The 13,029-nt window shown below is 70.6% G+C and carries 15 protein-coding genes; 11 read left to right on the plus strand and 4 right to left on the minus strand.

From position 1 onward, the window contains the following. The first annotated feature begins 194 nt into the window (after positions 1–194). Positions 195–1,148 carry a TetR/AcrR family transcriptional regulator C-terminal domain-containing protein gene (locus IW248_RS01010; RefSeq protein ID WP_196925272.1) on the plus strand — a complete coding sequence of 318 codons (954 nt, stop codon included), beginning with the start codon at positions 195–197 and terminating at the stop codon, positions 1,146–1,148. A 20-nt stretch (positions 1,149–1,168) separates the two neighbouring features. Here the strand turns inward: IW248_RS01010 and IW248_RS01015 are convergent, their stop codons facing one another. Next, positions 1,169–1,759: a TetR/AcrR family transcriptional regulator gene (locus IW248_RS01015; RefSeq protein ID WP_196925273.1), complete on the minus strand. Its 591-nt coding sequence runs from the start codon at positions 1,757–1,759 to the stop codon at positions 1,169–1,171. Positions 1,760–1,879: 120 nt separating this feature from the next. On the opposite strand from IW248_RS01015, the gene IW248_RS01020 reads away from it, so the two are divergent. The 3 genes from IW248_RS01020 (at position 1,880) to IW248_RS01030 (ending at position 5,042) form a co-directional block, all read left to right on the plus strand. Beyond that, complete coding sequence (locus IW248_RS01020; RefSeq protein ID WP_196925274.1) at positions 1,880–2,716, plus strand: SDR family oxidoreductase; 837 nt, start codon at positions 1,880–1,882, stop codon at positions 2,714–2,716. Positions 2,717–2,873: 157 nt separating this feature from the next. Further along, positions 2,874–4,100 (plus strand): epoxide hydrolase family protein, encoded by a 1,227-nt coding sequence (locus tag IW248_RS01025; RefSeq protein ID WP_196925275.1) that lies wholly within the window; start codon positions 2,874–2,876, stop codon positions 4,098–4,100. After that, the gene (locus IW248_RS01030) at positions 4,101–5,042 is read left to right on the plus strand and encodes a redoxin family protein (RefSeq protein WP_196925276.1); all 942 of its coding nucleotides are present in this window, start codon (positions 4,101–4,103) and stop codon (positions 5,040–5,042) included. 47 nt (positions 5,043–5,089) lie between these two features. Here IW248_RS01030 and IW248_RS01035 read toward each other — a convergent pair whose 3' ends face one another. Then, entirely contained in the window at positions 5,090–5,965 is an 876-nt protein-coding gene (locus IW248_RS01035; protein ID WP_196925277.1) for a transglutaminase-like domain-containing protein, read from the minus strand. 72 nt (positions 5,966–6,037) lie between these two features. On the opposite strand from IW248_RS01035, the gene IW248_RS01040 reads away from it, so the two are divergent. Then, the gene (locus IW248_RS01040; protein WP_372431656.1) at positions 6,038–6,637 is read left to right on the plus strand and encodes a GNAT family N-acetyltransferase; all 600 of its coding nucleotides are present in this window, start codon (positions 6,038–6,040) and stop codon (positions 6,635–6,637) included. A gap of 87 nt (positions 6,638–6,724) precedes the next feature. Here IW248_RS01040 and IW248_RS01045 read toward each other — a convergent pair whose 3' ends face one another. Then, on the minus strand, positions 6,725–7,318 hold the full coding sequence (locus tag IW248_RS01045; protein ID WP_196925279.1) for a GrpB family protein: 594 nt from the start codon (positions 7,316–7,318) through the stop codon (positions 6,725–6,727). A 142-nt stretch (positions 7,319–7,460) separates the two neighbouring features. Here IW248_RS01045 and IW248_RS01050 point away from each other — a divergent pair, with 142 nt between their 5' ends. Genes IW248_RS01050 through IW248_RS01060 form a run of 3 tightly spaced genes read left to right on the plus strand, consistent with a single transcriptional unit; the run spans position 7,461 to position 9,621 of the window. After that, positions 7,461–8,333 carry an AraC family transcriptional regulator gene (locus IW248_RS01050; protein ID WP_196925280.1) on the plus strand — a complete coding sequence of 291 codons (873 nt, stop codon included), beginning with the start codon at positions 7,461–7,463 and terminating at the stop codon, positions 8,331–8,333. A gap of 20 nt (positions 8,334–8,353) precedes the next feature. Further along, a complete protein-coding gene (locus IW248_RS01055) occupies positions 8,354–8,686 on the plus strand; it encodes a PadR family transcriptional regulator (protein ID WP_196925281.1) in 333 nt (110 codons plus the stop codon). Further along, positions 8,647–9,621 (plus strand): hypothetical protein, encoded by a 975-nt coding sequence (locus IW248_RS01060; RefSeq protein ID WP_307787607.1) that lies wholly within the window; start codon positions 8,647–8,649, stop codon positions 9,619–9,621. The genes IW248_RS01055 and IW248_RS01060 overlap by 40 nt, the downstream gene beginning before the upstream one ends. Before the next feature lie 3 nt (positions 9,622–9,624). Here the strand turns inward: IW248_RS01060 and IW248_RS01065 are convergent, their stop codons facing one another. Beyond that, a complete protein-coding gene (locus tag IW248_RS01065) occupies positions 9,625–10,122 on the minus strand; it encodes an NUDIX hydrolase (protein ID WP_196925282.1) in 498 nt (165 codons plus the stop codon). Positions 10,123–10,296: 174 nt separating this feature from the next. Here IW248_RS01065 and IW248_RS01070 point away from each other — a divergent pair, with 174 nt between their 5' ends. The 3 genes from IW248_RS01070 to IW248_RS01080 all read left to right on the plus strand — a co-directional run bounded on the left by IW248_RS01070 (position 10,297) and on the right by IW248_RS01080 (position 12,961). After that, entirely contained in the window at positions 10,297–10,500 is a 204-nt protein-coding gene (locus tag IW248_RS01070; protein ID WP_124818259.1) for a hypothetical protein, read from the plus strand. 83 nt (positions 10,501–10,583) lie between these two features. After that, positions 10,584–11,450 (plus strand): histone, encoded by an 867-nt coding sequence (locus tag IW248_RS33360; RefSeq protein ID WP_269155049.1) that lies wholly within the window; start codon positions 10,584–10,586, stop codon positions 11,448–11,450. A gap of 80 nt (positions 11,451–11,530) precedes the next feature. Continuing rightward, positions 11,531–12,961, plus strand: a complete 1,431-nt coding sequence (locus IW248_RS01080; RefSeq protein ID WP_196925283.1) for an RNB domain-containing ribonuclease — start codon at positions 11,531–11,533, stop codon at positions 12,959–12,961. Positions 12,962–13,029: the final 68 nt, after the last annotated feature.

The following is a 13,029-nucleotide window of genomic DNA, read 5'->3' on the forward strand; positions in this document are numbered from 1 at the left end:
TGTACGGTGTACGTCATGTCGTGTGCAGGCTATGCGGGTCGTTCGGCGCGAGGCAATGCCTGCCCTGGCCAGGGCGTTGAGGACCGGGGCTGTACTAGTACTACTGCTAGTGCAGCCCACCTGCGCGTCGGGCGGCTGCCGCGCCGTCGCAGTGAAGTACCCGACACTGGCGTACTAGTACAGCGGGTGCGGGGGTGAGCCGACCGGAGGCGCCGTACCTGCGCATCGTCGAGGAGATCCGGCGCCGCATCGCCGCCGCCGAGTTGCGCCCAGGCGACCAGGTGCCGTCCGCCCGCCGGATCAGCCAGGAGTGGGGCGTCGCCATCGCCACCGCCACGAAGGTGCATGCCGCGCTACGGCAGCAGGGACTGACCGAGGCACGCCCGGGCGTCGGTACCGTCGTGGCCAGCGCCCCGGAGCCCGCGCGTGTCCCGGCGGCCGAACGCGCCCGACGGCCCCGCGCCGCGGCGCGGCCGGGAGGCGAGGGCGAGCTGAATCGGGAGCGCATCGTCGCCGTCGCGATCGCCGTCGCCGACGCGGACGGCATGGCCGAGCTGTCCATGCGCCGCGTCGCCACCGAGATCGGCGTCGCCACCATGTCGCTCTACCGGTACGTGGCGAGCAAGGACGAGCTGCTGCTGCACATGATCGACACGGTTCTGGGCGAGGAGGAGGTGCCGCCGCGGAGCACTGAGGGCTGGCGGGCCGATCTGGCGGAGATCGCTCGGCTGGAGTGGCGCTTCTTTCGCCGCCACCCGTGGCTGGCCCCGGCCATGTCGATCACCCGACCCCAGCTCACCCCGAACACCGTGGCGATCACTGACGGGGTGCTGAACGCGCTGGACGGACTCGGCCTCGATTCGGAGACCGAGCTCTACGTGCACCTCACGCTCTTCAGTTTCGGGCGCGGGTTGGCGGTGGCGATCGAGCCGGAGATCGAGGCGCAGCGCGAAACCGGCCTGACCAACGACGAGTGGATGACGTTCCAGGAGTCGCGGCTGGCCGAACTGGCCGCCGGGGGTTCGCCGCTGCTGCGGATGGCCCTGCGCAACGACGTCGACTTCGATCTGGACAGGCTCTTCGAGTTCGGGCTGTCTCGCCTGCTGGACGGGCTGGCCGGGTTTCTGCCGGACGGCCGCAGCCCCTGAAGGGTCGTACCCCCGGAGCGCTACCGGGGGCGCAATCCGTTGAGGGCGGTGGTGACGACGAGGTCGGCGTACTCGGCGGTGAGCGGCCCACTGCGTTGCAACCAACGGTTGAGAATCGGCCCCCAGATCATGTCCACCGCCACGGCGAGGTCGACGTCCTCGGCGATCTGACCCGCCCGCTGGGCGCTGCGCAGGCGCTGCCGCTTGGCCTCCTTCAACGGCCCGTCCAACCGTTCGGCGTACGCCGCCGCCAGTTCGGGGTCGAGCGCGATCTCGGTGGCCAGTGCGCGCATCGGTTGCTCGTACCGGGGATCGTTCATCTCCTCGACCGTCGCGCGCAGCACCACTGTCAGGTCCGCCGCCAGGTCGCCGGTGTCCGGCAGCGTCGGCGGCCCACCCTCGGCGGCCTCGCTGAGCATGAGGAAGGCGTCGAAGATGACCGCGCCCTTCGACGGCCACCAGCGGTAGATGGTCTGTTTGCCGACGCCGGCCCGCGCGGCGATGCCCTCGATGCTGAGCTTCGCGTACCCCAGTTCCTGGAGCAGGTCGAAGGCCGCGGTGAGGATGGCGCGCCGGGAGGTCTCGCGCCGGCGGGCCGTGTTGGGGGTCATGGGCAGAACGATACCAGCGTACGAGACGAACCGTCTCGTCTTGACGGCGGCGGCTGCACGTCCTAGTCTTCCGTCATCGCGAGACGAACCGTCTCGTCTCGAAAAGGTTGGGAGACCCGCATGCGTACCTGGTTCATCACCGGCGCCAGCCGCGGCCTGGGCCGCGCCTTCGCCGACGCCGCACTCGACCGCGGTGACCGGGTGGTCGCCGCCGCCCGGACCATCGCCACTGCCGACTTCGACGAGAAGTACGCCGACCGGCTGCTGGCCCTGACCCTCGACGTGACCGACCGGGCGGCGGTCATCGCCGCCGTGAACACCGCCGTCGAGCACTTCGGCCAGCTCGACATCGTCGTCAACAACGCCGGCACCCTGTCCATGGGCATGATCGAAGAGTTCACCGAGGCCGAGGCGCGGGCCCAGTTCGAGGTCAACCTCTTCGGCGCGCTCTGGGTCAGCCAGGCCGTGCTGCCGCACCTGCGCGCCCAACGGTCCGGCCACATCGTGCAGGTCTCCAGCATCGCCGCGCTCGGTGGCTTTCCGAGCACCGGCCTGTACAGCGCGAGCAAGTTCGCCCTGGAGGGCATGAGTGAGGCCCTGGCGATGGAGGCGGCGGCCTTCGACATCACGGTCAGCATCGTGCAGCCGGGCGGCTACTGGACCGACCTCTACACCAGCGTGCGCGCCACCACCCCGATGGACGCCTACGCGCCACTACGCGCCGAGCTGGAGCGGCAGTGGGCGGAAGGCTCCATCGACAGCGAACCCCGGCTGGCCGCCGAGGCGCTGCTGCAACTGGTCGACAGCGACGACCCGCCGCTGCGGCTCCTGCTCGGGAGCATGGTGTACGACCTGGCGTTCGACATCGCCCGCCGGCGGATGGACACCTGGGCGAGCTGGGAGCGGGTCAGCCGAGCCGCCGAACACGCCGTCACGGCCCCCGGATCTGGCCAATGAGAGGGCTGCTCGTATCGCCACGAGCAACCGGTGCGGCGATCTAGGCTCCGAGATATGGCGGCGGCGTGCCTATCTCGTTGGCACATAAGTCCGGGCAGAGCCTTCACCCCATGATTTCTCCTCGCGAGGCGCAAACCTAGACGGAGAGGAAACACGCATGGCTGTCAAAACCAAGACTCGTCCGGGCACCACGGAGATTCGGCAGTTCTCGGTCGACATTCCTCAGGCCGACCTCGATGACATGAAGAGGCGCATCAAGGCCACCCGCTGGCCGGACAAGGAAACGGTGGACGACCAGTCGCAGGGCGTGCCACTCGCGACGATCCAGGCCGTCGCCCGCTATTGGGAGAAAGAGTACGACTGGCGCAAGGTCGAGGCGCGAATGAACTCCGTTCCGCAGTTCATGACAGCCATCGACGGGGTGGACATCCACTTCATCCACGTGCGTTCGAAGCACGAGGACGCGCTGCCGCTCATCGTCACCCACGGCTGGCCGGGGTCGATCATCGAGCAGATGAAGATCATCGAGCCGCTCACCGATCCCACGGCGCACGGCGGCAGCGCGTCGGACGCCTTCCACCTGGTGATCCCGTCGCTGCCCGGTCACGGTTTCTCCGGCAAGCCGACCGAGGCGGGGTGGAACCCGCAGAAGATCGCGACCGCCTGGACGGAGCTGATGAAGCGTCTCGGCTACAACCGGTTCGTCGCGCAGGGCGGCGACTGGGGCGCGGTCATCGTGGACCAGATGGGCATCCAGGCGCCTCCGGAACTGCTCGGCATCCACACCAACATGCCCGGTGCGGTCCCACCCGAGATCGACCTGTTGTTCCAGGGCGACACCACCGGCGCGAACAACGCCATGGGCTCGCTGCCGTCCGGTCTCTCCGACGACGAGATGCGCGCCACCGAGGAAGTCAACTACGTCTGGAAGCACGTCGCCTACGCCCTCATGATGGCGACGCGCCCGCAGACACTGACCGGGCTGGCGGACTCTCCGGTCGGCCTGGCGTCCTTCCTGCTCGACCACGACGCGAAGAGTCTGGCCCTGATCGCACAGGTCTTCGACGGGGCCCAAGCGGGCCTCACCCGCGACGACATCCTGGACAACATCTCGCTCTACTGGTTGACGAACACCGCTATCTCAGCGTCCCGTCTGTACGCGGAGAACAAGCTGTCGTTCTTCGCCGCCAAGGGAGTCAAAGTCCCGGTCGCCGTGAGCGTCTTCCCCGACGAGCTGTACGAGGCGCCGCAGAGTTGGGCCGAGCAGGCGTACTCCAACCTCATCTACTACAACAAGCTCGACGTGGGTGGGCACTTCGCGGCCTGGGAACAGCCGAAGATCTTCTCCGAGGAGCTTCGTACCGCCTTCCGGTCGCTTCGCTAGATGGCCGTGCACCTGCCCCCGCTGAACGGGGCGGCCGAGTGGCTCAACTCCGAGCCACTCGGCCCCGCCGACCTGGGTGGGCGCGTCGTCCTGGTCAACTTCTGGACGCTGACCTGCATCAACTGGTTGCGTCAGGAGCCGTACGTGCGTGCCTGGTCGCAGGCCTACCGCGATGACGGGCTGGTCGTCGTCGGGGTGCACACCCCGGAGTTCGCGTTCGAGCACGACGTCGACTGGGTGCGGCGGGCGGTCGCGGCCCGATCGATCGACTACCCGGTGGCTGCCGACAACGACTACGCGATCTGGAGCGCCTTCGACAACCACTACTGGCCGGCGCTCTACTTCGTCGACACCGACGGCGTCATCCGCGACGAACACTTCGGCGAGGGACGCTACGAGCAGTCCGAGCGGGTGCTCCAGCAACTGCTCGGCATCGAGCGGGACCCCGTACCCGTCAAGGGGGTCGGCCCGGAGGCGGAGGCCGACTGGAACAACCTGCGGACGCCCGAGACGTACCTCGGTTTCGGTCGCGGCGAACACTTCGCGTCGCCGGACGGCCCCGCCCTCGACGAACGCCGCGCCTACCAGGTGCCGGAGAGCCTCGGCCTCAACCAGTGGGCCCTGGCGGGGGAGTGGACGATCGGGTCGGAGAACGTCGTGCTCGACCGCGCCGGCGGCGGCATCGCCTTCCGGTTCCACGCCCGCGACGCGCATCTCGTGCTGGCCCCCGGGACGGGACAGTCGATCCCGTTCCAGGTTCTGCTCGACGGTGACGCTCCCGGCCCGTCACACGGCGTCGACATCGACGGGAACGGCAACGGCGTACTCCAGGACGGCCGGCTCTACCAGCTCGTCCGCCAGGACGGCCCGGTCCGTGAGCGGACCCTCGAAATCACGTTCGGCGAGCCCGGCGCCGAGGCGTACGCCTTCACCTTCGGATAGGGCGTGTGTCGAATCCTGGCCGGGGCTTCGACACACGCCTGGGCCGCTCAGCGGCGCAGGTCGACAATGCTGACGGTGCCGGAGACCGGCGAGACGCTCTCCACCCGGGAGCCGGGGCGGAGTCGGGCGTCGCTGGCGTACCGGTCGGTGAGAACCTTCTCCGCGGCCTCGTCGCCGTCGTCGGCGGCGAGCAGCAACGCGGCGATCTCATCCACGAGAGTGAGGTCGGCGGTGGCGACATCGTCGGTCATCGCGTCGAGGCTGTCCCAGAGCAGCAGCTCGTCCTTCTGCCGGTGGGCCAGCTCCAGCAGGACGTAGTCGTGGATGAACCAGTCGCCTCGGATCGGCAGCTCCGGGCTCACGCCGTACACCTCGGGGTCGATCGTCCCGGCCCGGTACGCCGACCACACCCGCGCGGCCGAGTCGAAGAGGCCGGCCTTCGGGTCGATGTCGTAGCCGTCGAACCCCCAGTCGCCGGCCGGGTCGAGCTCCGGGTCGGCCCAGACCCACCGGTCGCCGTTCCAGTACTCCACAAGCACGTGGTCGTGATGCCAGCCGGGCACGAAGTACGAGGCGAACCCGACCCGGCTGCGGCTGGGAATGCCGTGCTGACGGAGCACCGCCACCGAGAGCAGCGTGTGGTCCCGACAGCAGCCGGCCACCCGATCGACGGCCGGACGCTCGGCGGCCAGGGGCAGCGGAAATCGGGACTGGTCGGTGTCGAGGATGCGATCCACCCAGCGGCGGTTGACCTCCTCCAGCCGGTCGGTGGGCAGGTCGACGCCGCCGGCCCGATAGTGGACGATCACGTTCCGGGCGGTCGCCGCCACTGTGGGGATGTCGGGTGACACGGCGTCGAGGAGCCCGCCGTGGCGACCCGGGTCGCTGTAGGGGGAGTGTCTCCGGTAGTCATCGAGGTTCATGGGACCAGTCTCCGGTCCGCCACCGGGTCAGGGGTCAGGGGCAAGGCGCCTTTTTCGATAATGTTGACTGCTGTGACAACGCCTGAGATCACCCTCGCCACGCCAACGGACCGCGATGCGGTGCTCGCCACGCTGGTTGCCGCGTTCGTCAAGGACCCCATCCTGCGACATCTGTTCCCGGACGAGGACACCTATCCGCAGTACGCCGCCGTCTTCTTCGGGGACCTTTTCGACAAGCGGGTGCACAGGTCGTCGATCTGGACGATCGGCGGAGGCGCCTCGGTCGCCATCTGGGAGCCGCCGGCCGGGCAACCGGCCGGGCAACCGGCTGAGCCGCCGGCCGCCGGGCACGGGTCGCCGGAGGAAGCGCGATACCCGGCCGACGTGCTGGCCCGCGTGCGGGGCTACGGCGAGGCCGTGCACGCGGCCCTGCCGACGTACCCGTTCTGGTATCTCGGTGTCCTGGGCACCCACCCGGACAGCGCCGGACGCGGTTGGGGCCGTGCGGTCATGCGTGCCGGGCTGGCCCGCGCCGCCGCCGACGGCCTGCCGGCGATCCTGGAGACCAGCTACCCGGCCAACGTCGAGCTGTACCGCCGCGCCGGCTGGGAGGTGGTGACCTCCCTGTCGGAGCCTGTCCCCACCTGGATCATGCAACAGCCGCCGCGCTGAAGTCGGGCCGCCAGATCTTGGACACTTTCCGTTAGCTCGGAACGGAAACTGTCCAAGATCTGCGCGCGACCGTCGGGCGACCCGAGGTCATCCGGCGGCGAAGATGCGCTCGTAGATCTCGTCGATGACGGTGTTCTTCGCCAGGCTGTAGTCACGGGGTCGGTGCGCGGTGTCCCGCGCGAGGCGCCGCTTGGTCGCGGCGTACAACTCCCGGTCGTGGGGATGCGAGCGCAGCCAGTCGCGGAAGAGCCGGTGCCGGACGGGTTCCGGCGCACCCCTCGGCCAGACGTGCAGGTTGACGTCCTCGGCGGGGCTGACGAGCATCCGATGCCCGTGCCACCAGGGCTCCCGTAGGACGAGCCGGTACCCGAGCCGTTCCAGGGCGGGGAGATAACCGGACTCCTCCGCGGTGTCCTCGATGGTGAGATCGACATCGATGACGGGCTTGGCCGCGAGCCCCGGCACCGCTGTCGACCCGACATGTTCCACCCCGATGATCAGACCGCCCAGCGCGTCGGTGAGCGACGACCGAACGACGATGAACCGCTGTGCCCAAACCCTGTCGTACTCCTCGATGACGACTGACTCCCACGTCCGTGGCGGGTTGCCCACCAAGCCGGCGTCGACCTGCTCGGGGCTGCCGTGGAAACGTTGCACGACGTCCTGCGGATACTCGGCCACGTCAACCTCCTCAAGAAGCAAAGTCCGCCAGGCTACGACACGACGACCGTGCGGTCCCACCCGACCGATGCGGGCATCGGATGTCGGGTGGGCCACCGACCCCGCGACCTAGCGTCAGTGCTCGAAAGGGAAGGAGGCCCGGGTGCTGGATCGGCTCAACGAGGCCATGGCGTACATCGAGCGCCACCTCGACCAGAAGATCGAGGTGGCGGAGCTGGCGCGGATCGGGCTGACGTCGGAGTACCACTTCCGGCGGCTGTTCTCCGCGCTGGCCGGGATGCCGCTGTCGGAGTACATCCGTCGGCGGCGGCTCACCGTCGCCGGTGCGGACGTGCTGGCGGGGGAGCGGACGTTGCTCGACGTCGCGGTGCACTACGGCTACGGCTCGGCGGAGGCGTTCGCCCGGGCGTTCCACGCCGTGCACGGCGTGGGCCCCGGAGAAGCTCGGCGTACGGGGGCAGTGTTGCGCGCCCAGCCCCGGATGTCCTTCCGACTCACAGTCGAAGGGAGCGGCAGCATGGAGTACCGAATCGTCGACAAGGACGCGTTCGCGCTGGTGGGGCGCAAGGCCCGGGTTCCGCTGGTACACGAGGGGATGAACCCGGCGATTGTGGCGTTCATCAGGAGCATCGACAGGGAGACGACCGGGCGGATCGAGGCGCTCTCCGATCAGGAGCCGAAGGGGATCGTCAACGTCAGCGACAACCTCGCCGACAGCCGGCAGGAGGGCACCGAGCTGGACTACTGGCACGGCGTGGTGACCAGCGCCGTGCCGCCGGAGGACCTGGACGCGCTGCCGGTGCAGGCGGGGTCGTGGGCGGTGTTCACCACGTCCGGCGCGTTTCCGCAGGCGGTGCAGTTCCTGTGGCGTGACGTGTTCACCCAGTGGTTCCCGTCCAACCCGTACCGCAGCCGGCCGGGACCGGAGATCTCCCGGGTGCGGGTGTCCGCGGACGGCACCCAGGCGGACGCCGAGCTGTGGATCCCGGTCGAACGGGTCCCCACCCCTATGTAGAGTTCCGATACAGTGGCCGGATGCGGATGACGATTCCGGTCGCGAAGGTGCTCGCGGCGCTGCTCGCCGAGCCCGACGAGCAGCGCTACGGGCTGGACCTGATGCGCTTGACCGGCCTGCCCAGCGGCACCCTCTACCCGGTGCTGCACCGGTTGCAGGCGGCCGGCTGGCTGGCCGCCGACTGGGAGGCGATCGACCCGGTAGCGGCCGGCCGGCCGGCCCGCCGCTACTACCGGCTCACCGCCGAAGGCGTGACGCAGGCCCGCCAGGCGCTCGCCGACCTGCGTGCCGCGCTCCCCGACGGTCGCCGCTCGTGGGGCGGCACCGAGCCCACCGGGGCGCCGGCGTGGTGACCCGCCGGGCCGCCGAACTGTTGCTGGAGCTGGCCGCGCGCCGCTGGCCGGCCGAGGTCCGCGACGACCTACGCCGAGAATGGGCCGCCGAGCTGCACGTGCTCGCCGAGAGCGGTCGTTGGACGAAGATGGTGGGCTTCGCGCTGAGCCTTGCCGTCAGCCGCGCCGGCGCCCCACTCGTCGACCGCACAGTGATGCGTGGTCGGGCCGGCCGCACCGCCGCCGCGCTCCTGCTGTCCCCGATCGCCTGCGCCGCGATCGTGTTCGCCAGCGCGGTGCTGATGAACGTGGTCCTGAACTGGTTGCTGCTGCGGCCGCAGTTCCAGCTACCGCTCTGGTCGTTGTCGACCGTCGGGCTGGCGGTGATCCTGGCGGTGTGCGCCACACGCTGGGCCCGGCACACCGCGCTCGGCGGCCCGCTGCGCATCGCGCTCGGGGTGGTGCTCCCCATCGGTGCGGTCGTGGCCCTGGCCGCGTACAGCCTCAATACCACCGGCATCGTCGCCGCGGCACCCGGTCTGCTGCTCTGGCTGGCCGGCCTGACACTTGTCCTCTGGGCCGCGGCGACCCTCAGCGCGCGGGGGCGGGTCCGGGCAGCCTGGTGGCTGGGCATTCTCGGCGCGCTCGTCGTCGCCGACCTCGCCGTGATCCTCTTCGTGGTCGGGAACATTCCCGGCTACAGCCCCGTGATCGAGGGAACGGCGGGAGACGCCGTCGACCGGATCTCGGCACCGCTGTGGCTCTTCGCCTGCTGGACCGACTGGAACTTCGGCCTGCCCCGGCCCACCCGTTGGGAGATCTTCCTGATCACCGACGAGGTGCTGGTGGAACCGATGTTCTATCTGGCCTGCTCGCCCTACGCGCTCGCGTACGCCATCCGGGCGGCCCGGTCGGCGCCCGCCGCACCGGTCGTCCTCGCCGCGACCCCGGCGTGAACCTCAGTCGGGTACGTCGTCCCACGTCGTACCCGGCTCCAGGTAACCGGTCAGCTGGTTCTCGCGCAGCGCGTACGCGATGACCAGCAGGGCGTGCTTGTCCAGCTCGGGCAGCCGGTCCAACGGGAACCACCCCACGGCCAGCGACTCGTCGTCGTTGACCCGGGCGGTGCCGGCCACCAGCCGGCACAGGAACCCCAGGTTCAGGTATTCGCACTGGTCCCCATTCGGGTACGTGTGCGGGTGTGACACGGCGCTGGACATCCGCACCGGGGCGACGTCCAGGCCCGTCTCCTCGCGCACCTCGCGGACCAGCGCGGTGGCCGGCTGCTCGCCCGGCTCGACGAAACCGCTGATCACCGACCAGCGCCCGTCGTCGGCGCGCTGGCCGAGCAACAGTTCGCCGGCGTCGTTGCGGACCACCGCGCTGACGCTCGGCAGCCAGAGCAGGTCGTGGCCGACGTGCTTGCGCATCCCCACGATGTAGTCCGGTATCGCCATCCGGCGATCATAGATGCGACCACAGCGGGGCTCACCTGCGCATCTTCTGGAGTTCCAGTCCCACGCGTTTCGCCATTTCGGCCCGACGGACGAAATGCATATCTACTGTGGAGATCGTCGGCGACTTGTGCGATCCGGTGGCGGCCGGCCGGATCGCGGTGCACAGTGATTCCCATGAGCGACAGCGGACGTGGTGGGCAGTTCTACTGGTGCACCCGGCATCACCGGGTCGAGACGGACGGCAACGTGTGTCCGGCGAAGCATGTACTCGGCCCGTACGACTCGGCGGCCGACGCGGAGAACGCCCTGCAACGTGTGCAGGAGCGGAACGAGGCGTGGGATGCCGAGGACGCTCGTTGGGCCGGGGAGGACAGATAGGCGGCGCGGGACGGCTCGCGCCGAGGTATTTCGTGCTCCGCGAGGACGCACGCGAGAGCACGTCCCCCGAGGAGGGAACCACGATGGCCGAAGCACAGCAGGCCACCAAGCGCCCGGCCGCCCGACGCACCACCGCGAAGAAGACCGCCGCGGCGGAGCGGAACACGGCAGCGAGCCGGACCACCCCCGTGCGCAAGTCCACCACGGCTGCCGCGAAGGCACCGGCGCGCAAGGCCGCCGGCGCGGCGGGCCGCGCCCCGGCCAAGAAGACCACCACGGCGGCGAAGAAGGCCCCCGCGAAGAAGGCCACGACGAAGACCACCGCCGCGGCCAAGAAGGCCCCCGCGAGGACCTCGACGACCACCCGCAAGACGACCGCTGCCGCCAAGCGGGCCCCGGCGGCCACGGCTCGCAAGACCACCACCGCCGCGAAGAAGACCACAGGTACGGCGAAGAAGACGGTGAGCGCGGCCAAGAAGACCACCGCCTCGGCGGCGCGGAAGACCACCGCCGCGACCAAGGCTCCGGCGCGGAAGACCACGACCGCGGCGAAGGCTCCGGCGCGCAAGACCACCACCGCGGCGAAGGCCCCGGCGCGCAAGACCACCACCGCGGCGAAGGCCCCGGCGCGGAAGGTCGCGACCAAGGCGTCCGCCGCCAAGAAGACGGCGGCGAAGAAGACGGCCGCGGCGAAGAAGACCGCGTCCACCCGCCCCAGCGGCGGCGCCCGCAAGGCCCCGGCCAAGAAGGCCCCGGCCGCGAAGGCGACAGGCACCTCGTCGACCACCGCCCGCAAGGCTGCGGCGAAGAAGGCCCCGGCGAAGAAGACCGTCGCGGCCAAGGCGCCGGCCCGCAAGGTGACCGCCCGCAAGTCGCCGGCCCGCCCGGTCGCCGCCCGAGCCACCGCCCCGAGGGGTACGCGCAGCGCCGCCCGGAAGGCGACCAGCTGAGAGCGGGCCACCCCTCGCCGGGCGGATTTCTCGGCCGGTCACCGGAAGCGGATCACCGATGGCGCTGTCAGGATTGACCCGTGGTCATCCGACGCGTACTCGCGCCCCGCATCGACTTCGGCGCGCTGCGCCGCGAGCTCGGCCTGCTAGAAGAGTTCCCGGCCGACGCACAGCGTGAAGCCGACGAGGCGGCTGCGGCACCGCCGCAGCCGCCCGTCGACCGCACCGACATCCCGTTCGTCACTGTCGACCCCGCCACCTCACGGGACCTGGACCAGGCGATGCACCTCGCCCGCCGCCCCGGTGGGGGCTACCGGGTGCGGTACGCGATCGCCGACGTCGCCGCGCACGTCACCCCTGGTGGCGCGTTGGAGGCGGAGACCTGGCGGCGGGGGCAGACCATCTACCTGCCCGACGGAAACGTGCCGCTGCACCCGCGCACCCTCAGCGAGGGTGCCGCCAGTCTGCTGCCCGACGACGACCGGGCCGCGGTGGTCTGGACCATCGACCTGGACGCCGACGGCGGCACCGTGGCCGTCGAGCTGGAACGCGCTCTCGTCCGCAGTCGCGCCAAACTCGACTACACAGGGGTGCAGGCGGCAGCCGAGGCCGGGCGGCTACCCGACCCGATCGCGCTGCTGCCGGAGATCGGCGACCGACTGACCGCGCGTGGGTTGCGGCGCGGGGCCATCAACCTGCCGCTGCCCGAGCAGGATCTGGAGCCCGACGGTGAGGGCTGGCAACTGGTGCTGCGCGCGCCGATCCCCATGGAGGAGCACAACGCGCAGATCTCCCTGCTGACCGGGATGGCCGCCGCCGACATCATGCTGGCCGGGCGGGTCGGCCTGCTGCGGACGATGCCGGCACCCAAACCGGAGGCGGTGCAGCGGCTCCGGGCCGCGGCCGCGCCGCTGGGCGTGCACTGGCCGGACGACGTGGGCCCGGGTCAGGTCATCGCCGGTCTGGACGCCGCCCAGCCGCGTGCCGCCGCATTCATCGACCAGGCGGCCGAACTGATGCGCGGGGCCGCGTACACCGCCTTCGACGGGGAGCTGCCCGAGCAGCCGGAACACGGCGGCGTGGCGGCCGCGTACGCCCACGTGACGGCGCCGTTGCGGCGGCTGGCCGACCGGTACGCCACCGAGGTCTGCCTGGCCCTGCACGCGGGCCGGCCGGTGCCCGACTGGGCCCGCGCCGCGCTGCCGCGGCTGCCCGAGGTGATGGCGAGCACCGACCGGGTCGCCTCGGCGGCCGCTCGGGGCGCCGTCGAGTTGGCCGAGGCGGCGGTGCTGGAGCACCGGGTGGGCGAGACCTTCGAGGCGGCCGTCCTCGACGTCGACGCCCCGCCCAACGGTAAGTCCCGGCCCCGGCCACCCGGTGGCACGGTCGCGCTGGACGCCCCACCGGTACGCGCACGCTGCCTCGGCCAACTGCCGCTCGGCGAACGGGTCCGGGTCCGTCTGGTCACCGCCGACCCGGCGGCCCGCACCGTCCTGTTCGAGCTGGCCTGACTGTGAGGCTGGCGGGGTCGGTCCGCAGGTGATGGGCTGATGTCGGCGGCAGCGGGGATTGTCACAGT

Origin of the sequence: Micromonospora ureilytica (genome assembly GCF_015751765.1) — a bacterium.
Lineage (GTDB): Bacteria > Actinomycetota > Actinomycetes > Mycobacteriales > Micromonosporaceae > Micromonospora > Micromonospora ureilytica.